This window comes from Xanthomonas campestris pv. badrii (assembly GCF_012848175.1).
In the GTDB taxonomy this organism is placed as follows: Bacteria; Pseudomonadota; Gammaproteobacteria; order Xanthomonadales; family Xanthomonadaceae; genus Xanthomonas; species Xanthomonas campestris_C.
Genome location: NZ_CP051651.1, coordinates 2,154,537 through 2,173,828, shown reverse-complemented (window position 1 = coordinate 2,173,828; position 19,292 = coordinate 2,154,537). Strand labels below are relative to the sequence as shown.

The following is a 19,292-nucleotide window of genomic DNA, read 5'->3' as shown; positions in this document are numbered from 1 at the left end:
TACGTATGGACTTCCTGACCGAGTGGTTCTGGTTTTTCCTGTTCCTGCCGCTGGCGGCGCTGAGTGGCTGGATCGTCGGTCGGCGTGGTGGCCAGCGCCATGGCGATACCCAGGTCAGTCGTCTGTCGAGCACGTATTTCCGCGGCCTGAACTATCTGCTCAACGAGCAGCCGGACAAGGCGATCGAGCTGTTCCTGCACATCGCCGAGCTGGACAAGGAAACCTTCGAGACGCAGGTTGCGCTGGGTCATCTGTTCCGCCGCCGCGGCGAGGTCGATCGCGCCATCCGGCTGCATCAGGGACTGGTGCAGCGCGGTGACCTGACCGACCAACAACGCGTGCAGGCCCTGCTTGCCTTGGGCGAGGACTACATGAAGTCCGGTCTGCTGGACCGGGCTGAAACGGTGTTCACCGAACTGGCGCAGCTCGATCAACGCGCGCCGCAGGCGTTGCGCCATCTGATCGGCATCTACCAGGCCGAACGCGATTGGGAAAAGGCGATCGATAACGCCACCCGCTACGAGGAAGTCACCGGCGAGCCCATGGGCAAGCTGATTTCCCAGTTCGAGTGCGAACTGGCAGACCGTTACCGCGGGCTGGGCAAGGCCGATGAGGCCCTGCAGGCCATCGCACGCGCCTATCAGGCCGATGGCACCTCCGTGCGGGCCGGTATTCTGGAGGGGCGGATCGAGGCCGAGCGTGGTCATGATGAGGCGGCGGTGCGGGCATTCGAGCGCGCGGCGCGGCACGACCCGGAATATCTGCCGGAGATCATTCCCGCGTTGATGGCGGCGTATCGCCGGGTCGGCGACATTGCCGGCGCGCGCAATTTCCTGTCCGAGATGACCGAGCACTATCGCGGCATCGCGCCGGTGCTGGCGCTGACCCAGTTGATGGAGGCGCAGGACGGAGTGGCGCCTGCCTTGGCCTATCTCGGCCGCCAGCTCAAGGATCGTCCATCGGTGCGCGGAGAGTCGGCGCTGATCGAGCTGACCCTGGCCGAGGGCAGCGATCCGGTCGGAACCCTGCAGGATCTCAAGCACATCACCGACCAGCTGCTGGTGCGCAACCCCAGCTATCGCTGTACGCGCTGCGGTTTCGGTGCCAAGACGCATCATTGGCAGTGCCCAAGCTGCAAGGAATGGGGCACCGTCAAGCCGCTGTTGAACTACGCGGTGGTCTAGGACGTGTCGCAGCTTTCGGGGCAGTCCGCGTTGCATCTTGTCGACATCGAGTTGAGCCACCGCCGCAGTCTGCAGTGGTGCCAGGCAACTGCCGTCCCCATGGCTCGGTACGCAGCATCGCTTGCTGACTCCAGCATCGGGTGGCGCGGTCCAGGCAGTGCCGGCATCGCCGCGCAAGCGAGCAGGCTGTTGCGTCCTGCGATCCTGTCCGCTCCGACCGCTCCTGTACAGGGCGCCAGCGGCTCGGAGTGCGGTGCGTGGTGATGCCCTCGATCTGGCTGTGGTGCGCATTGCATCTGACGATTGCAGCGCTGGGAACCTGGCTGCTGCGTCGCTATGCGCTGCATCGCCGTCTACTCGACCACCCGGGTGAGCGACGAAGCCATTCGGTTGCCACTCCACGTGGCGGCGGCATGGCCATCGTTGCGGCGATCCTTTCCGGATGCGTGGCAGCCTGCATGCTCTGGCCAGCGTCGCGGCTGCCGGTCGGCTGGTTTGCGTTTGGTCTGGTCCTGGTCGCCGGGGTCGGCTGGTGGGACGATCATCGGCCGTTGTCGGCCAGGCTGCGCTTTGCCATCCACCTGGCCGCATCGGCATCGCTTGGATGGCTGGTCATCCATTACACCGGCAATGTCCTGGACGGCGTTCTCAGCGCAGCCGCCTGCGTGGTGCTGATCAATGTCTGGAACTTCATGGACGGCATCAACGGGTTGGCGGCCAGCCAGGCGGCGTTGGCAGCACTGGCGTTCGCTGCGGTGGTTCCCGCTGCGTGGTCGTTCGCCGGGCTGGCAGTGGCCGCGGCATGCCTGGGGTTTCTCCCCTTCAACTTCCCGCGTGCGCGCATCTTCCTTGGCGATGGTGGCAGTGGGGCATTGGGCTACGTGCTGGCCGCCTTGCTCGCGCTGAGCGTCGTGCAAGGGCCGGCGGGCTGGTGGATCGGCTGGATACCCCTGACCGCCTTTCTTGTAGACGCCGGCTTCACGCTATTGTCTCGCATGCTTGCCGGACACCGCTGGTGGGAGCCGCACTCCCTGCACGTGTATCAGCGTCTGGCGCGCCGGGTCGGCAGCCATGTTCCGGTAACTGGTATTTACTTCGCTTTCAGTGTCATTGCCGTCTGCTTGTATGTGTTAATTCGTCATGATGGGGCTTGGCTGCAGGTCGCCGGTGCTGTCATCTGGGGCCTGGGCGTTGCTGCCAGTTGGTACTTTCTGCGCGCCGGACTGCGCAATTTCTGAGTAATGGATTTTTATGATTTCCTGGCGTGACCGTTTGACCAAGGCATTGCCGCAAGCGGCAGTTGTGGTGCACGACCTGTTGATGGTCTGGGTGTGCTGGCAGTTGCTGCATGCCGGCCGCTACTCCATGTTGCGCGACGCGCCCGAGTTGCCGCTGTGGGATTGGCGCACGGGGGTGGTCCTGGTGGCGCAGGGACTGGTGTTCTGGAAGATGGGGTTGTATCGGGGACTGTGGCGGTTCGCCTCCGTGCCCGACCTGTGGAACATCTTCAAATCGAGTTTCCTCGGCCTGGTTGCGATCGTGCTGGCCCTCTCCTACGACCGCCTGGATGGGGTGCCGTTATCGGTCCTGATGGTCTATCCATTCGCCTTGTCGGCGCTGCTTGGCACGCCGCGGCTGTTGTACCGCGCCTGGAAGGACTACCAGATCGCGCACTCCGGCGATGCTGCTCAGCGCGTGTTGATCCTGGGTGCCGGTCGCGCTGCCGAGGGACTGGTTCGCGATCTGCGCCGCACCGGTGCGTTCGTGCCGGTCGGCTTCCTGGACGATGCCAACAACCTGCATGGCGCAAAGATCCAGGGTCTCAACGTGCTGGGGAATCTTGATCAGGCCGCCTCGATCGCCAAGGAAACCGCCGCCAAGCTGCTGGTGATCGCCATACCGTCGTTGGATGCTTCCGGCATGCAGCGCGTGGTGGCGATCTGCGAAAGCACGGGCCTGCCATTCCGGATGGTACCCAAGCTGATCAACGTGCTGGAAGGACGCTCGCTGCCCGGCGAACTGAAAGAAGTCGCCATCGAGGACCTGCTCAATCGCAAGCCTGTCACTCCCGACTGGCGGCTGATCCGCGACTGGCTGACCAACAAGACCGTGATGGTGACCGGTGCCGGTGGTTCGATCGGTTCGGAAGTCTGCCGCCAGTGCGCCCGACATGGTGCGCGCCGGATCGTGCTGCTGGAGATCGACGAGCTGGCATTGCTGACCATCGACTCGGATTTGCGCCGGTTGTTTCCGGATATCGAGGTGGTGCGCATCCTCGGCGATTGCGGCGATCCGGCCGTGGTGGCGCATGCGCTCAACACGGCGACCCCGGACGCGGTGTTCCATGCCGCGGCCTACAAGCAGGTGCCGCTGCTGGAAGAGCAGTTGCGCGAGGCGGTACGCAACAATGTGCTGGCCACCGAGAACGTGGCGCGTGCCTGCCAGCGGGCGCGTATCGAAACCTTCGTGTTCATTTCCACCGACAAGGCGGTCGAGCCCGTCAATGTGCTGGGCGCCAGCAAGCGCTACGCGGAGATGATCTGCCAGAGTCTTGACGCACGCGATGCACCGACGCGCTTCATCACGGTGCGCTTCGGCAACGTGCTGGACTCGGCCGGCAGCGTGGTGCCGCTGTTCCGCGAACAGATCCGCCAGGGTGGCCCGGTCACGGTGACGCACCCGGATGTGACGCGTTATTTCATGACCATTCCCGAGGCGTGCCAGCTGGTGATCCAGGCCGCGGCATCCGCCTCGCATGGCGCGATCTACACGCTGGACATGGGCGAGCCGGTGCCGATCCGGCTGCTGGCCGAGCAGATGATCCGCCTGGCCGGCAAGCAGCCGGGCAAGGACGTGGCCATCCTCTATACCGGCCTGCGGCCGGGCGAGAAGTTGCATGAGACGCTGTTCTATTCCGACGAGGACTATCGGCCTACCGCGCATCCCAAGATCCTGGAAGCCGGCGTGCGCGAGTTCTCGCACGAGCAGGTGTTGCAGCTGGTGACTCGCCTGCGCGAAGCGGTTAATCGTTATGACATCAAGGCGATGGAGACTGTGCTGGGCAGTCTGATGCCAGATTTCGCGGCTGCTCGACGGAAAGTCGACGCGCGATCTGATACGGTCGTTCCATTCCCCGCACGTGAGGTCAGAAGACTGTAATGAGTCAGCGCATTCGCAAGGCCGTATTCCCCGTCGCAGGTCTTGGGACCCGCTTTCTTCCGGCCACCAAGACGGTGCCGAAGGAAATGCTGCCAATCATCGACAAACCATTGATCCAATACGCTGTCGACGAGGCCATCCAGGCTGGCTGCGATACGCTGATCTTCGTCACCAACCGCTACAAGCACTCCATTGCCGACTACTTCGACAAGGCCTACGAGCTGGAGCAGAAGCTCGAGCGCGCCGGCAAGCTGGAGCAGCTGGAACTGGTCCATCATGCGTTGCCGGACGGCGTGCGCGCCATTTTCGTGACGCAGGCCGAAGCGCTGGGCCTGGGGCACGCCGTGCTGTGTGCCAAGGCCGTGGTCGGTGACGAGCCGTTCGCCGTGCTGCTGCCCGACGACCTGATGTGGAACCGTGGCGACGCCGCGTTGACCCAGATGGCCGATGTGGCCGAAGCATCCGGTGGCAGCGTCATCGCGGTGGAAGATGTGCCACACGACAAGACGGCCAGCTATGGCATCGTCTCCACCGATGCCTTCGACGGCCGCAAGGGTCGCATCAACGCCATCGTCGAAAAGCCCAAGCCGGAAGTGGCGCCCAGCAACCTGGCGGTGGTTGGCCGGTACGTGCTCAGCCCGACGATCTTCGAATTGCTGGAGTCCACCGGCGCAGGCGCAGGTGGCGAAATCCAGCTGACCGACGCCATTGCCGAGCTGCTGAAGAAGGAGCAGGTCGATGCCTTCCGTTTCGAAGGCCGGCGTTTCGACTGCGGCGCACATATCGGCCTGATCGAGGCGACCGTGCACTTCGCGCTCGAGCACGAGAAGCACGGTGGCCCGGCCAAGGAAATCATCCGCGACGCATTGGCCAAGGCCGACGCGCACGGCTGATCGCTCCGTCATCGTGGTATCGCGAACGACGCCTGCCGGCGTCGTTCGTCGTTTTGGGCATTGATCGGGCAGGGTGGCCCGATGCGCAGATCCATTGCAATCAAGCAAGCAGATGCAGGGCGGCGGTGCAGTGGTGCCGTTAGACTCCGGGCATGAGCCAGACTGCGCACTCCAGTGACCTGATCAACGTGGTGGCCCTGCTAGGCGCTGCGGTGATCGCCATCCCGCTGTTCCGACGGCTGGGTCTGGGCTCGGTGCTCGGCTACCTGGCGGCGGGCCTTGCGATCGGCCCCTTCGGGCTGGGCCTGTTCGACGACCCGCAGGCGATCCTGCACGTAGCCGAGCTGGGCGTGGTGATGTTCCTGTTCGTCATCGGGCTGGAGATGCGGCCCTCGCATCTATGGAGCCTGCGCAAGGACATCTTCGGGCTTGGCACCTTGCAGATCTGCGTCTGTGCGTTGGTGCTGACCGGCATTGGCGTGATCGGGCTCGGGTTCGCGCCTGCAGTGGCCTTCGTGGCCGCCTCCGGGTTCGTGCTGACCTCCACCGCCGTGGTGATGCAGCTGCTTGCCGAGCGCGGCGATGTCGCCTTGCCGCCGGGACAGAAGATCGTGGCGATCCTGTTGTTCGAGGATCTGCTGATCGTCCCGTTGCTGGCGATCGTGGCCTGGATGGGGGCCAGCGGCGACCCGCAGGTGGCGTCGCAGCGCTGGCATGACATCGGCATCGGGTTGGCCTGCATTGTCGGACTGCTGGTGGCCGGCCGCTGGCTGCTCAATCCGCTATTCCGGATCCTGGCCGCGTCCAAGGCGCGCGAGGTGATGACCGCGGCCGCATTGCTGGTGGTGCTGGGCGCGGCATTGCTGATGCAGGTGGGCGGGTTGTCGATGGCGATGGGGGCGTTCCTGGCCGGCGTGTTGTTGTCCGAATCCACATTCCGCCACCAGATCGAGGCGGATATCGAGCCGTTTCGCGGCATTCTGCTGGGGCTGTTCTTCCTTGGCGTGGGCATGAGCCTGGACCTGCGCGTGGTCGTTGCCGATTGGCGGCTGATCGTCACCGGCGTGCTGGCGCTGATGCTCGGCAAGGCCGTGTGCATCTACGTGGTGGCGCGATTGATGCGCAGCGATCACCGCCAGGCGCTGGATCGCGGCGTGTTGATGGCACAGGGCGGCGAGTTCGCCTTTGTGCTGTTCGCCGCGGCCGCCGCCTCCGGCGTGATCGACGCGCAGGTCAATGCCAGCCTCACCGCGATCGTGGTGCTGTCGATGGCGCTGACGCCGCTGTTCGTGCTGCTGCAGCGGCGCCTGACACCACCGGCCGAGGTGTCGCTGGACGGGGTGGAAGCGGCCAGCAGGCAGACCGGCAGCGTGTTGATCATCGGCTTCGGCCGCTTCGGACAGGTGGCCAGCCAATCGCTGCTGGCGCGCGACGTGGATGTGACCATCATCGACAACGACATCGAGATGATCCGCAGCGCGGAGCAATTCGGCTTCAAGATCTATTACGGCGATGGCACCCGGCTGGATGTGTTGCATGCTTCCGGTGCGCATAGCGCGCTGGCGATTGCGGTCTGCATCGACAAGCGCGAGGCAGCCAACCGCATCGTCGAGCTGGCCACGCGCGAGTTCCCGCATGCGCGCCTGCTGGTGCGTTCGTTCGACCGCGAGCATTCGCTGCGGCTGATCGCCGCCGGCGTGGATTACCAGATTCGCGAGACCTTCGAGTCCGCGGTGCTGTTCGGCCGGGCCGCGCTGGTCGAACTGGGTGTGGATGAGGATGAGGCCGACACGATCGCGCGCGAGATCCGTCGCCGCGACGCCGAGCGCCTGGACCTGGAGATCGCGGCCGGGAGTGTGCGTGCCGGGACGGGGCTGATGTACGGCAATATCGTGCCGACGGTGCCCAAACCCACGCCGTTCACGCCGCCGCGCCGGGAGAGCCGCTCGCTCAACCGCGATGCGTTGCCGCAGGCCAGTGAAGAGACTGCGGCAGAGACCGGGAGCGACTGACAACACGTCGCAATCGTCAAGCGGGTGTGGTGGGGCTGCGCAGGAACCGACATGCGTTGCTTGCAACCATGTACACCAACCATCTCGATTGGCTCTTGTCCGCCTACCGGCGCGGGACCTTATGCGGCATGGATGCCGCATAACAGCCTCCATGGATGGATTCACGGCGTGTCCCGTGCCGGTAGGCGGACAAGAGCCCTGCAGCCAGCCCGCAGACACGCCAGCCGCGCATCCTGACCAACGCTCAGCCGTGTTTTTGCTGGGCCGCAGCGAAGGCTTCGAGTTGTTCGGGAGTGGCGTCCTTCTGATGCTGCTGCTTCCATTGTGCGAACGGCATGCCATAGACCGCTTCGCGCGCCTGGTCCTTGCTCATCGGCTGCCCCTGCGCCTGCGCCGCTTCGCGGTACCAGTCGCCCAGGCAGTTGCGGCAGAAGCCGGCGAGGATCATCAGGTCGATGTTCTGCACATCGGTGCGGTCCTGATTGAGATGCTGCAGCAGTCGGCGGAATGCGGCCGCTTCGATGGCGGTGGTGGTCGCATCGCTGTTGGACGTCGTGATGGAAGTGGTGTCGGTCATGGCGGAATCGGGGACAATAGACGGCCTTCGACTCTACACCTGACGCCCCATGACCGCTTCCGCGCCAGTTGCCTCCGCTCCGGCCCGCCTTCTCGATGGACGGCGTATCGCCGAGGAGTTGCTCGACGGATTGAAGTTGCGGGTGGATGCGCGGATCGCGGCAGGCAAGAGCCGGCCCGGGTTGGCGGTGGTGCTGGTGGGGGGCGACCCGGCCTCGTCGGTGTATGTGCGCAACAAGCGCCGCGCGGCCGAAAAGGTCGGTATCGAAGCCTTCGATTACGACCTGCCGCAGGGCACCAGCGAAGCGGAGCTGGCGGCATTGATCGACGAGCTCAACGCCGATCCCAAGATCCACGGCATCCTGATCCAGCTACCGCTGCCGGGTATCCCCGATGCCAACCGGCTGATCCAGCGCATCGACCCCCGCAAGGATGTGGATGGCTTCCATCCGCAAAACGTGGGCCATCTGGCGCTGCGCGAATTCGGCCTGCGCCCGTGTACGCCGCGCGGCATCGTGACCCTGCTGGGCCACACCGACCAGCCGGTGCGCGGGCGCAATGCCACCATCGTCGGTGTGAGCAACCATGTGGGTCGGCCAATGGGCCTGGAACTGCTGATCGCCGGTTGCACGGTGACCAGCTGTCACAAGTTCACGCCGGCCGATGTGCTGGAGGCGAGCGTGCGCAATGCCGACATCCTGGTGGTGGCGGTGGGCCGGCCGGGCCTGATTCCGGGTGAATGGGTCAAGCCGGGCGCGGTGGTGATCGATGTCGGCATCAACCGGCTCGAGGACGGTCGCCTGGTTGGCGATGTCGGCTTCGATGCCGCCGTGCAGCGCGCTGCCTGGATCACGCCGGTGCCGGGCGGGGTGGGTCCGATGACCGTGGCCACGCTGATGCAGAACACCATCGAGGCCGCTGATGCGGCCGGGATTGGGGATTCGGGATTGGGGATTCGTTAACCGCAGCGGCCAAGCGCGCGTCGGCCGATCCGGATTGCGTGCGGGATCGGCCGGCCATCGGCCTCCTGGCGAACGGCGGGCGGTACAGGGCGGCGCCTTTGCCGCTCCCGAATCTCAACTCCCCAATCCCGGCCCCAATGCGTTAAAATATCGCGCTTCCCCACACTCGGGTCCGCCGATGCTACGCATCCAGGCTGAAGCTCTTACCTACGACGACGTCTCGCTCGTCCCCGCCCATTCGATCGTCCTGCCCAAGGATGTCAGCCTGGAAACCCGGCTGACCCGCGACCTGCGTCTGAAACTTCCGATCCTGTCGGCAGCGATGGACACGGTGACAGAACACCGCCTGGCCGTTGCCATGGCCCAGCTGGGCGGCATCGGCATCATCCACAAGAACCTGACCCCTGCGCAGCAGGCGGCCGAAGTGGCCAAGGTCAAGAAGTTCGAGTCTGGCGTGATCACCGAGCCGTTCACGGTGAGCCCGGATACCACCATCGGCGAGGTGATCGCGCTGACGCGCGCGCGCAACATCTCCGGCGTGCCGGTGGTGGACGGCAGCGAACTGGTCGGTATCGTGACCAGCCGCGACATGCGCTTCGAGAAGAAGCTCGACGATCCGGTCCGCCACATCATGACCAAGAAGGATCGCCTGATCACTGTGCGCGAAGGCGCCAGCGATGAGGAAGTGCTCGAGCTGCTGCACCGCAACCGCATCGAAAAGATCCTGGTGGTCAACGACAGCTTCGAGCTGCGCGGCCTGATCACGGTCAAGGACATCCAGAAGAAGACCGACAACCCCAACGCCGCCAAGGACGCGTCCACGCGTCTGTTGGTTGGTGCAGCGGTCGGTGTCGGCGGCGATACCGAACAGCGTGTCGAGCTGCTGGCTGCGGCCGGCGTGGACGTGGTCATCGTCGATACCGCGCACGGCCATTCGCAGGGCGTGATCGACCGCGTGGCCTGGGTCAAGAAGACCTATCCGCACCTGCAGGTGATCGGCGGCAACATCGTCACCGGCGATGCAGCGCTGGCACTGATGGATGCCGGCGCCGATGCGGTCAAGGTCGGCGTGGGCCCGGGTTCGATCTGCACCACGCGCGTGGTGGCAGGCGTGGGCGTGCCGCAGATCACCGCGGTGGACATGGTGGCCGAAGCGCTGCAGGACCGCATTCCGTTGATCGCCGACGGTGGTATCCGCTACTCGGGCGACATCGGCAAGGCGCTGGTGGCCGGCGCTTCAACAGTGATGGTCGGGGGCCTGCTGGCCGGTACCGAAGAAGCGCCCGGCGAAGTCGAACTGTTCCAGGGCCGCAGCTACAAGAGCTACCGCGGCATGGGCAGCCTGGGTGCGATGGAGAAGGGGTCCAAGGACCGCTATTTCCAGGACGCCTCCGATGCCGACAAGCTGGTTCCCGAAGGTATCGAAGGGCGCGTGCCGTATCGCGGCCCGGTCGGCGGCATCATCCACCAGCTCATCGGTGGCCTGCGCGCGACCATGGGCTATGTGGGCTGCGCGACGATCGAAGACATGCGCACCAAGCCGAAGTTCGTCAAGATCACTGGCGCCGGCCAGCGCGAGAGCCACGTCCACGACGTGCAGATCACCAAAGAGCCGCCGAACTACCGCGCTGGATGATCGGGAATGGGGAATCGCGAATCGGGAATCGTAAAAGCCCGCCGCTTCCTCATCCGATAGCGGCTGGTGCCGCGTTTGCTTTTGCGATTCCCCAATCCCGATTCTCGATTCCCGGCTCTTAATGACCAACATCCATACCGACAAGATCCTCATTCTCGATTTCGGCGCGCAGTACACGCAGTTGATCGCGCGGCGCATTCGCGAAATCGGCGTGTACTGCGAGATCTGGGCCTGGGATCATGATCCGGCGGAGATCGCCGGTTTTGGCGCCAGGGGCATCATCCTGTCCGGTGGTCCGGAGTCGACCACCTTGCCGGGTGCGCCGGTCGCGCCGCAGGAAGTGTTCGACAGCGGCTTGCCGGTATTCGGTATTTGCTACGGCATGCAGACCCTGGCTGCGCAGTTGGGCGGTGCGACCGAGGCGGCGGACCAGCGCGAATTCGGTCATGCCGAAGTCGATGTGGTGGCCGCCGATGCGTTGTTCTCCGGCCTGACCGACCACGCCGGCGCCTCGCGCCTGAACGTGTGGATGAGCCACGGCGACCACGTCTCGCAGGTGCCGCCGGGCTTCACCATTACCGCCACGACCGACCGCATTCCGGTCGCGGCGATGTCCAACGAAGCCAAGCGCTGGTACGGCGTGCAGTTCCATCCGGAAGTGACGCACACGCTGCAGGGCCAGACCTTGCTGCGCCGCTTCGTGGTCGATGTCTGCGGCTGCCAGACCTTGTGGACCGCAGCCAACATCATCGACGACCAGATCGCGCGCGTGCGCGAACAGGTGGGCGATGACGAAGTGATCTTGGGCCTGTCCGGCGGCGTGGATTCGTCGGTGGTGGCCGCGCTGCTGCACAAGGCGATCGGCGACAAGCTGACCTGCGTGTTCGTCGACACCGGCCTGCTGCGCTGGCAGGAAGGCGACCAGGTGATGGCGATGTTCGCCGAGCACATGGGCGTCAAGGTGATCCGCGTCGATGCGGCCGACCGTTATTTCGCCAAGCTCGAAGGCGTGAGCGACCCGGAAGCCAAGCGCAAGATCATCGGCAACCTGTTCGTGGACATCTTCGACGAAGAATCCAGCAAACTGGCCAATGCCAAATGGCTCGCGCAGGGCACGATCTACCCGGACGTGATCGAGTCGGCCGGCAGCAAGACCGGCAAGGCGCATGTGATCAAGAGCCACCACAACGTCGGTGGCCTGCCGGAGCACATGAAGCTGGGCCTGGTCGAACCGTTGCGCGAACTGTTCAAGGACGAAGTGCGGCGCCTGGGCGTCGAGCTCGGCCTGCCGCGTACGATGGTGTATCGCCATCCGTTCCCCGGCCCGGGCCTGGGCGTGCGCATTCTGGGCGAGGTAAAGCGTGAATACGCCGAGCTGCTGGCCAAGGCCGATGCGATCTTTATCGACGAGTTGCGCAAGGCCGACCTGTACGACACCACCAGCCAGGCCTTTGCGGTGTTCCTGCCGGTGAAGTCGGTCGGCGTGGTCGGCGATGCACGCGCCTACGAATGGGTGATCGCCCTGCGTGCGGTGGAGACCATCGACTTCATGACCGCGCACTGGGCGCACCTGCCGTACGACTTCCTCGGCACCGTGAGCAACCGCATCATCAACGAACTGCGCGGCGTCTCGCGGGTGGTCTACGATATTTCCGGCAAGCCGCCTGCGACGATCGAGTGGGAATGAATCTGCAATATTGAATTTGCCTTATTGTGTAGAGGTCGTTGTGATGAGGCATTGCGTTGGCATACGAATTTCAGAGTGGGCGGCAAGCCCAAAGTTAACCAATCAAAAGGTATAGCTATATGCTAATGCCGGTGGTATGCACTGAGTGCGCGGATGAGATGCTTTCTGGAGTTGGGCTAATCCCAGATGGCGGGATTCTGATTGAAACAAGGGTGGTCCCTGTGCAGACGGTTGGTCTTTACCGTGTTGCTTGTCGTCGTGGCCATAATATTGTGATGATTGCAGATTTTCAGCAATTTGAACTCTTGTTTGAAAGTGCACTAGAAGCGTTTTCAGATACTTATTTTAGAGAGTCAGTAAGTTCTTTTGCTGCGTCACTAGAGCGCTACTACGAATTTGCGATCCGCACCCTTCTTATCGAGAGGTCGGTGAGTCGGGATGCCATTGATGTCGTATGGAAATCTGTGTCCAGGCAATCTGAGCGTCAACTGGGAATGTTTATTGGTTTATACACAGCGGCGCGAGGCTATCCGCCAAAGATACTTTCAAGTGATAAAGCATCTTTCCGTAATAGTGTAATTCACAACGGTCATTTTCCCTCGCCAAACGAAGCTTTTGAGTTTGGCGCTTCAGTATATGAGCTCTTGTTGAATGGTATCAAAGAGCTAAGATTGGATTTTTATGCCTCTATGCAAGAGGCTCGAAATTTTACGAGAGAAAAAGCGTCCGAAGGAGTTCGGCCTGGTGAAGTCCCGGCTCAGTTCGCAATGAGTACTACCATCTCGCTTACGAATATTGGTGACCCTTTGCCGATGCTGGATGCAGTAAACTCAGTTGCGGATCGTCTTCGACGTCATAGATATTCTGACAATCCAGAGCCCGCTACGCATGGATGATTTTTGAGTTCCTTATACTTTGGGTATGAGTGCGATGGCCTCTTGCACGCAAAGTCAGATCATCCGATTGAATAGACTGCTACTTTGCATTTCGGAGAATCAGGTGTGTAAGCGGTTGCGTCTATCGTGCTGATTTGCATCGCAACCTGAGTGATGTGTGTTTGAGCCAGGCTAGGACAAGCTAGGAGTAATTGCACACGCCCAAATGGATCCCATAAAGCAAGCCGCGCACAGCGCGGCTTGCTACACGTGCTGTGTTGAACGCTGGTGTCAACGCACCTTGGCCAACGCCACGCGGGCATCGGCCATGAACTTCTGCGTTTCCTGTGGCGTGGCCAGGTTGGCGCCCAACTGGCTGAGCACCTGTTCGATATCGCTGGAGGCTGCCCAGGCTTCGTCGCAGAGCATGCCGGCGATGGGGCCGAGATAATTCAGCGCAACTTTTTCCAGTGCATCGCGAACGCGACCGTCCGGCGCATCGGCGCCGCCATTGGCTGGCGGTACAGGGGCAGGTGATGCTGCGGGTGTCGGCACCGGAACAGGTGCGGGCGCAACCGGCGCACGGACCGGCGCTGGCGCACCGCCCAGGTCCTGTTCGAAACCGCCCATCAGCCACTGACGCGAGTCCTCGCTCAGCAGCGAGGGTTTGCCCAGGCCGGCGCCAGGGTCGGCCTGGAAGCGGGCCTTCGCCGCATTGACCATGGTGAGGCGTTGCACCGCCTCATCGTTGCGCAGCATGCGGAAGACCACTTCTTCGATCTGCCCGGCGTTGAGGCGGACGATGCAGGAGTGGTTTTCTTCGGTGACGACAAACAGAAAGCCGGACGCCTTCTTCAATGCCAGCGCCCTGAGCTCGCGCAGGACCTCGATCAGCGGACGGAATTCATTGGACATTGCGTCTTCCTTGCATCATCTGGTGCGGAATCGGATGGAACGCCTCAGCGTTTGCTGAGACGCTCCATGGCCAACCGGACGCTGTTGGACAGGCGGGAGATGGCGCGCGCCAGGGTACCAATTTCATCCTTGAGGTTGACCTCTTCGATGGTGTGATTCCACTTGCCCAGGCTGAGTTCTTCGGCCACGGTGGTCAGGTGCTGGATGGGGCGCAACACACGGTTCCAGATCAGCGCCCACTGCAGGCCGAGCAGCAGCGCACACACCAGCAGGCCGATGCCGGCGATCCACAGCGACTGCCGCACGATCACGCTATTGACGTCGCTCTTGGGGTAGGCCGAGACCAGGGTGAAGCCCCAATCGGGCACTTCCTGCTTGGTCACCACCCAGTCGTCCGGCGTTTCCTTGACGATGCGTTCGATGGTGGCGGTGTCGGTGGTGGCGCCGGTGGTGGACTGGAAGCGCAGCGTGTTCTTGCTGTCGAAGATGGCGATGAAGCCGGAATCGAGCACGCGACGGCTGCTGACCACGTTTTCCAGGGCCTGGGTGTCGGCCTTGTAGCCCACATACCAGGCGCCGATCACGCGCTTGTCGCTGCCGGCGAAGATCGGCTCGTAGCCGGTGACGTACGGGTTGCCCAGGATGTCGACCACGCCGTAGAAGCTTTCGCCGTTACGCAGCTTGGCCGCGGCCTGGCCATTGGGATCGAGCACGGTGCCGATGGCACGGCTGCCGTCTTCTTTCTTGACGTTGGTGGAGATGCGCACGAAGTCATCGCCGGTGCGCGAGAACAGCGTGGCGGTACCTTCGTGGATGGCGGTGACGTCGTCGAGCATGGTGAAGACGTTAGCCTGCGAGCGCTGGCCCAGCAGCAGGTCGTTGGCGTTGCGGTCGGCCACGCGGATCTCGTTGCCCAGGCTCGGTGCGCCCTGCGCGTTGGCTTCCTTGCGCAGCTGGCGCATCGAGGAATTGACGCGGTCCAGCATCATCGAGCGGGTGACCGTGAACAGGGTCTGCAAGGACACCGACTGGCGCTCGATCGACTCGCCGGCTTCGAACTTGACCCGGTTCGCTTCGGTAATGGCCAGAATGACCGTCAGTGCCACCACCACGACCAGCACCAAGGCCAGCACCGGCAACAGCAGGCGCACCCGCAAAGAGTGACGAAGCATCGCAATTCCCCTGAACGCGTTTAGTGATTGTATCGAGTGCCGCCGCAGCGAGTGCGGCGGTCGGACGTAGCCGTTATCGGCGCTCGCCTGCGTTGCTGAAGCGGCCCCCACGCCGCTGGCGGTGCATACGATAGCGCAAGCTGATCGGTTTGAGCGTGCAGGTGGAGCAGGGCGTGCGCCCTGCGTTCAAGAATGGTCGACCGTGTTGCAAAGTTGCCGGCCGGCCGGCCGGCTGCGCGCGGCGCGCGCCTACGACTCGGGAACTGGCGGGCGACGCTGGGTGGTGCACCGCTGCCTCGATGCACTGCCGCGCCCTCGTGGATAACGTCGATGCGTCCAAGTGAGAGCAGGCGCTTCGCCGAGACCGGGGCGATTGCGCCAGCCGCTCAGGTCTCCAGCGACAGGATCCCGCGGCGCAGTGCGACGGTCACCGCGTGGGTGCGGTCGCGCACGCCCAGCTTGGCCAGGATGTTCTTCATATGCGCCTTGACGGTTTCTTCGGAGATCATCAATGCATTGCCGATCTGTTTGTTGGAGCAGCCGGTGGCGACCAGGTTCAGCACTTCGGTCTCGCGGGCCGAGAGTGCGTCGTCGAGAACGTGCGCGGCGATGTTCTCGGCCACCGACGCCGGCACATGCCGACGCTGGCCGCGGCGCACCTCGCGGATGGTGTCCACCAGTTCGCGCCGCAGCGCGCTCTTGAGCAGGTAACCGCAGGCGCCGGCCTGCAGGGCGCGCACCGCGCGCACATCGCCGGTGTAGGTGGTCAGTACGACGACCTTGGCGGTCGGGTCGACGCGGCGGATGCGCTGGATCGCTTCCACGCCATCCACGCCGGGCATCTGCAGGTCCATCAACACCACGTCCGGGCGCAGGCTGGTGTAGCGGGCCACGGCCTGTTCGCCGTCTTCGGCCTCGCCGACCACGCGCATGTCGTATTCGGCGGCGAGCATGGCGGTCAGACCATCGCGCAGCAGCGGATGGTCGTCCACCACCAGCACGTCGGTTGGTTTGCCCCTCTCAGCCATCGAAGCTCTCCGTGGATCGTGCATGTCGAAAGGGCCACCACCAACGCGGCGGTCTGGCGTAAGCGGTATGGGCGGCTAGCACGATCTGGATCTCGGTGCCGCTGCCTGGACGCGACCACAACTGCATCTTGGCGCCGATGCGTTGCGCGCGTTCCTGCATGCCGGTCAGCCCCCAGTGCCCGGTGCGCGCGTGGCCGTGCAGCACGTCCGGGTCCAGGCCACGGCCATCGTCGCGGATGCGCAGCACGAAGTCACGTGAACCGTAACGCAGTTCCAGCCAGATGCGGGTGGCCGCGGCATGGCGGTCGGCGTTGGCCAGCGCCTCGCGGCCGAGCTGGAACAGTTCGTCGGCCACCAGCGGGCGCAGCGCCACCGGGCGTCCGTCCACCGAGACCTGCAGCTCGGCCGCAGGCGGGGGCATGGTGGCGTTGCGCGAGCGCTGCAGCGCGGTAGCCAGGTCCTTGCGCAGCGAATAACTGTCGCGTAGTCCATTGACGCGGTCGCGGCCCTCGATCAGGGCGTTCTCGGCCAGGTCCACCGCCTGCTCCAGTTCCAGCCGGCGCGGGTCGTTCCAGGGCAGCGAGCGGCTGGCGGCATGCAGGCGCAGGATCAAGCCCTGCGTGCCCTGCAACAAGGTGTCGTGCAGCTCGCGGGCGATGCGCTCGCGTTCGCGGTAACGCTCTTCCAGCCGGGCCCGCAGGCGCCCGGCCACCTGGCGGGTACGTATGCGCCACAGGACGGCAACCGTCAGCAGCAGGGCCAGTGCGGCGCAGACCTTGAATTGCCAGGTCTGCACGAAGGCCGCTTCGATGACGAAATCCAGCGTGTCGCCGCGCTCGTTCCAGACGCCGTCGTTATTGGCGGCGGCGATGCGGAAGCGGTAACGCCCTGGTCCCAGATTGGTATAGAAGGCCTCGTCGCGGTTGCCGGCGTCTTGCCATTGTGCGTCCACGCCTTCCAGCCGGTAACGGAAGCGTACCCGCTCGGGACGGGTGAGGCTGACCGCGCCGTAGCCGATACGCAGGCGGTGGGTCCACCTGGGCAGGCGCAGGCCGTCTTCGCGGGGGTAGGGGCGGTCGTTGGCGACGATCTCGGTGATGAAGACATCCGGCGCGGTGGGATTGCGGTAGGTCTGGTCGGGGTCCAGCCAGGCCAGGCCCTGGTTGGAGGTGAACCACAGCAGCCCGTCATCGGCAGCCCTGGCGGTGGGCACCGGTGTGGCCTGCTGGGCGATTCCGGGTAGCCCGTCCATGATGTCGTACAGCCGCAACACCGGGCCGATGACGCCTGCGCGTACGCTGCTTAGCAAGGCCTGTTCGCTGACCTGCACCACGCCACGGTTGCCGTTCAACCAGAGCATGCCGTGCCGGTCCTGCACGATGCCGGTGATGCCTTGCAGCAGCGGGGTGGTCTGGTCGGCCACCTGCTGGAACCGGCCATCGGCGCCCAGCACCGCCAAGCCGGTTTCGCCAGCGACCAGGGTGAGTGTGGGACGGTGCCAGATGGCGGTGATCGGCCCTACCGACAGCCCATCGTCGGCGGCATAGCGTTTGAGCTGCTGTCCTTGCATCACGCGCACCTCGCCCTTGACGGTGCCCACCCACAGGCCGCCGTCCGGGGTCGTGGTCAGTACCGAGCAGGGCGTGCCCTGCAGCGGGGCGAAGGGCGTCCACGCCTTGCCATCCAACACATAGGGGCCGCCCGCATCCGGGCAGACCCACGGCCGGTTGTCACGGTCCACCACAAAGGCGCGGATGGCGCCAGGCGTCGACCCGAACGGCAACGCCACCGGTTGCGCGCGGCCAGCCTGCAGGCGCAGCAGTGCGCGCTCGTTGAGTACCCAGCCGTTGGCGCTTGCGGGGACTGCCAGGGTGCTGGCGGCCGGTGCGCCTTGCTGTAGTCGTTCGATGCGATCGCGGCTCAGCGCAAGCACGCGGTCGTCGCTCAGGCTGGCCAGCAGCGGGCGGGGCGAGCTGTCCGGCGCGATGCTGAATGTGGCCATCGCCATCGGCTGGCCAGGCAGCAACGCGGCCAGCGGCAGCAACGCGCGATGTCGAAAACGATTGAGGCCCAGATTGGTGCCGGCCCACAGGTTGCCTTCGCGATCCTCGAGCAGGGGCCCGGCGGTGGCCGAGGTCAGGCCTTGCAGCGGTCCGAAGCGTTCCAGCACCGGTGCGGGCGCGGTCGGCATGGCGATGCGAAACAAACCGTGTGCCGCATAGTCGCTGCCCCACAGCGCGCCATCGCGCATGAAGCGGATACGCCGTGCGAACACGCCAGGAAATTGCGGCTGGGCGCGCGCAGTCGCTGGCAGCACCCGGCCCTCGGCGTCGGTCAACGCGAACACGCCGCGGTGGGGGTCGGCGACCCAGATCGCGCCGTCCGGACTCTCGGCCATGGTGACGTACAGGCCCACCTGCTGGCCGCTGGGTTCGAAGCGCCGTGCACCGGGACGCAACGATAGGATCTGCGCGCCATCGCTGACCCAGAGCACGCCGCGCACGTCGCGCAGCAGCCAATGCGCGCGCGCAGCGGTGTACCCCCAATCGGCGCCGGCACGCTGCCAGCGTTGGCCATCGAACCAGCACAGACCACCATCGATGGCCGCCCACAGGCGGCCGCTGCCATCGTGTTCGATGCGGAACACCATGCCGTCGGGCACGTCCTTGCCCGGGGCGAAGTGGGTGAGGTGGCCGTCGGCGAAGCGATCGATGCCGGCGTTGAAATAGCCGATCCACGCGGTGTCGTCTGACGCCAGCGACAGCGCGGTCATGTTATGCGATGCGTAGGCTTCGCCGTCCGGCGGCGCCTGCCGTGCAAAGCGCTCGCCATCGAACTGGAACAGACCGAAGCCGGTGGCCAGCCACAACGGGCCGGCGTCGGCCTGCTGGATGTCCCAGATGTCGGCCGGGGCGCCGCGCTCGGTGCTCCAGGCAGTGTGGTGGAACTGCAGTAGCCCGGCGCGCGTGGCGGCGACGCCTCGACCCGATGCGAAGGCGCACCACGGCACGCCGATGCACACCACAACGATGACCGCTGCGCACAGGCGAAACAGCAGGGAAGATCGGATGACGGGCTCATGCGGCATCGCGGCATTGTCCGGCGAGATCGGGGGAAGCACCACCACCTCTTTCGGGGGAGGGACGTGTGCGGACAAATCCGGTATGCATGGGTCGACGCCTCGCAGGGGGTG

The 19,292-nt window shown here is 64.6% G+C and carries 14 protein-coding genes; 9 read left to right on the top strand and 5 right to left on the bottom strand.

Going from position 1 to position 19,292, the window contains the following annotated elements; translation table 11 throughout:
- Positions 1 to 5: 5 nt before the first annotated feature.
- The 5 genes from lapB (at position 6) to HG421_RS09130 (ending at position 7,248) form a co-directional block, all read left to right on the top strand.
- The gene (gene lapB / locus HG421_RS09150; RefSeq protein ID WP_169706124.1) at positions 6 to 1,184 is read left to right on the top strand and encodes a lipopolysaccharide assembly protein LapB; all 1,179 of its coding nucleotides are present in this window, start codon (positions 6 to 8) and stop codon (positions 1,182 to 1,184) included.
- 263 nt (positions 1,185 to 1,447) lie between these two features.
- Positions 1,448 to 2,422, top strand: coding sequence for an MraY family glycosyltransferase (locus tag HG421_RS09145; protein WP_169706123.1), 975 nt, complete (start codon positions 1,448 to 1,450; stop codon positions 2,420 to 2,422).
- Between the two features lie 13 nt (positions 2,423 to 2,435).
- The gene (locus HG421_RS09140; protein ID WP_169706122.1) at positions 2,436 to 4,343 is read left to right on the top strand and encodes a polysaccharide biosynthesis protein; all 1,908 of its coding nucleotides are present in this window, start codon (positions 2,436 to 2,438) and stop codon (positions 4,341 to 4,343) included.
- The gene (galU, locus tag HG421_RS09135) at positions 4,343 to 5,236 is read left to right on the top strand and encodes a UTP--glucose-1-phosphate uridylyltransferase GalU (RefSeq protein WP_169706121.1); all 894 of its coding nucleotides are present in this window, start codon (positions 4,343 to 4,345) and stop codon (positions 5,234 to 5,236) included. Before HG421_RS09140 ends, galU begins: the two co-directional genes overlap by 1 nt.
- A 152-nt stretch (positions 5,237 to 5,388) precedes the next feature.
- The gene (locus HG421_RS09130; RefSeq protein ID WP_169706120.1) at positions 5,389 to 7,248 is read left to right on the top strand and encodes a monovalent cation:proton antiporter-2 (CPA2) family protein; all 1,860 of its coding nucleotides are present in this window, start codon (positions 5,389 to 5,391) and stop codon (positions 7,246 to 7,248) included.
- Between the two features lie 244 nt (positions 7,249 to 7,492).
- Here the strand turns inward: HG421_RS09130 and HG421_RS09125 are convergent, their stop codons facing one another.
- Positions 7,493 to 7,825, bottom strand: coding sequence for a DUF1244 domain-containing protein (locus tag HG421_RS09125; RefSeq protein WP_169706119.1), 333 nt, complete (start codon positions 7,823 to 7,825; stop codon positions 7,493 to 7,495).
- Positions 7,826 to 7,874: 49 nt separating this feature from the next.
- Between HG421_RS09125 and folD the strand changes: the two genes are divergently transcribed.
- The 4 genes from folD (at position 7,875) to HG421_RS09105 (ending at position 13,005) form a co-directional block, all read left to right on the top strand.
- Complete coding sequence (folD, locus tag HG421_RS09120; RefSeq protein WP_169706118.1) at positions 7,875 to 8,786, top strand: bifunctional methylenetetrahydrofolate dehydrogenase/methenyltetrahydrofolate cyclohydrolase FolD; 912 nt, start codon at positions 7,875 to 7,877, stop codon at positions 8,784 to 8,786.
- Positions 8,787 to 8,964: 178 nt separating this feature from the next.
- Positions 8,965 to 10,422 carry an IMP dehydrogenase gene (gene guaB, locus HG421_RS09115; protein WP_169706117.1) on the top strand — a complete coding sequence of 486 codons (1,458 nt, stop codon included), beginning with the start codon at positions 8,965 to 8,967 and terminating at the stop codon, positions 10,420 to 10,422.
- Between the two features lie 121 nt (positions 10,423 to 10,543).
- On the top strand, positions 10,544 to 12,109 hold the full coding sequence (gene guaA, locus HG421_RS09110) for a glutamine-hydrolyzing GMP synthase (protein ID WP_169706116.1): 1,566 nt from the start codon (positions 10,544 to 10,546) through the stop codon (positions 12,107 to 12,109).
- Positions 12,110 to 12,228: 119 nt separating this feature from the next.
- Complete coding sequence (locus tag HG421_RS09105; protein ID WP_169706115.1) at positions 12,229 to 13,005, top strand: hypothetical protein; 777 nt, start codon at positions 12,229 to 12,231, stop codon at positions 13,003 to 13,005.
- Between the two features lie 270 nt (positions 13,006 to 13,275).
- Here HG421_RS09105 and HG421_RS09100 read toward each other — a convergent pair whose 3' ends face one another.
- The 4 genes from HG421_RS09100 to HG421_RS09085 form a co-directional block, all read right to left on the bottom strand.
- A complete protein-coding gene (locus HG421_RS09100; RefSeq protein ID WP_169706114.1) occupies positions 13,276 to 13,899 on the bottom strand; it encodes a hypothetical protein in 624 nt (207 codons plus the stop codon).
- 44 nt (positions 13,900 to 13,943) lie between these two features.
- Positions 13,944 to 15,071, bottom strand: coding sequence for a Cache 3/Cache 2 fusion domain-containing protein (locus HG421_RS09095; RefSeq protein WP_169706113.1), 1,128 nt, complete (start codon positions 15,069 to 15,071; stop codon positions 13,944 to 13,946).
- Between the two features lie 386 nt (positions 15,072 to 15,457).
- The gene (locus HG421_RS09090; protein ID WP_169706112.1) at positions 15,458 to 16,099 is read right to left on the bottom strand and encodes a response regulator; all 642 of its coding nucleotides are present in this window, start codon (positions 16,097 to 16,099) and stop codon (positions 15,458 to 15,460) included.
- A complete protein-coding gene (locus HG421_RS09085) occupies positions 16,092 to 19,187 on the bottom strand; it encodes a sensor histidine kinase (protein ID WP_169706111.1) in 3,096 nt (1,031 codons plus the stop codon). Before HG421_RS09085 ends, HG421_RS09090 begins: the two co-directional genes overlap by 8 nt.
- Positions 19,188 to 19,292 lie beyond the last annotated feature (105 nt).

Coding starts and splice junctions, on each gene's coding strand:
- HG421_RS09145 (WP_169706123.1), top strand. CDS start 1,448: ATGCCCTCGATCTGGCTGTGGTGCGCATTGCATCTGACGATTGCAGCG.
- HG421_RS09140 (WP_169706122.1), top strand. CDS start 2,436: ATGATTTCCTGGCGTGACCGTTTGACCAAGGCATTGCCGCAAGCGGCA.
- guaB (WP_169706117.1), top strand. CDS start 8,965: ATGCTACGCATCCAGGCTGAAGCTCTTACCTACGACGACGTCTCGCTC.
- HG421_RS09100 (WP_169706114.1), bottom strand. CDS start 13,899: ATGTCCAATGAATTCCGTCCGCTGATCGAGGTCCTGCGCGAGCTCAGG.
- guaA (WP_169706116.1), top strand. CDS start 10,544: ATGACCAACATCCATACCGACAAGATCCTCATTCTCGATTTCGGCGCG.
- folD (WP_169706118.1), top strand. CDS start 7,875: ATGACCGCTTCCGCGCCAGTTGCCTCCGCTCCGGCCCGCCTTCTCGAT.
- HG421_RS09130 (WP_169706120.1), top strand. CDS start 5,389: ATGAGCCAGACTGCGCACTCCAGTGACCTGATCAACGTGGTGGCCCTG.
- HG421_RS09090 (WP_169706112.1), bottom strand. CDS start 16,099: ATGGCTGAGAGGGGCAAACCAACCGACGTGCTGGTGGTGGACGACCAT.
- HG421_RS09105 (WP_169706115.1), top strand. CDS start 12,229: ATGCTAATGCCGGTGGTATGCACTGAGTGCGCGGATGAGATGCTTTCT.
- HG421_RS09125 (WP_169706119.1), bottom strand. CDS start 7,825: ATGACCGACACCACTTCCATCACGACGTCCAACAGCGATGCGACCACC.
- HG421_RS09095 (WP_169706113.1), bottom strand. CDS start 15,071: ATGCTTCGTCACTCTTTGCGGGTGCGCCTGCTGTTGCCGGTGCTGGCC.
- HG421_RS09085 (WP_169706111.1), bottom strand. CDS start 19,187: ATGCCGCATGAGCCCGTCATCCGATCTTCCCTGCTGTTTCGCCTGTGC.
- galU (WP_169706121.1), top strand. CDS start 4,343: ATGAGTCAGCGCATTCGCAAGGCCGTATTCCCCGTCGCAGGTCTTGGG.
- lapB (WP_169706124.1), top strand. CDS start 6: ATGGACTTCCTGACCGAGTGGTTCTGGTTTTTCCTGTTCCTGCCGCTG.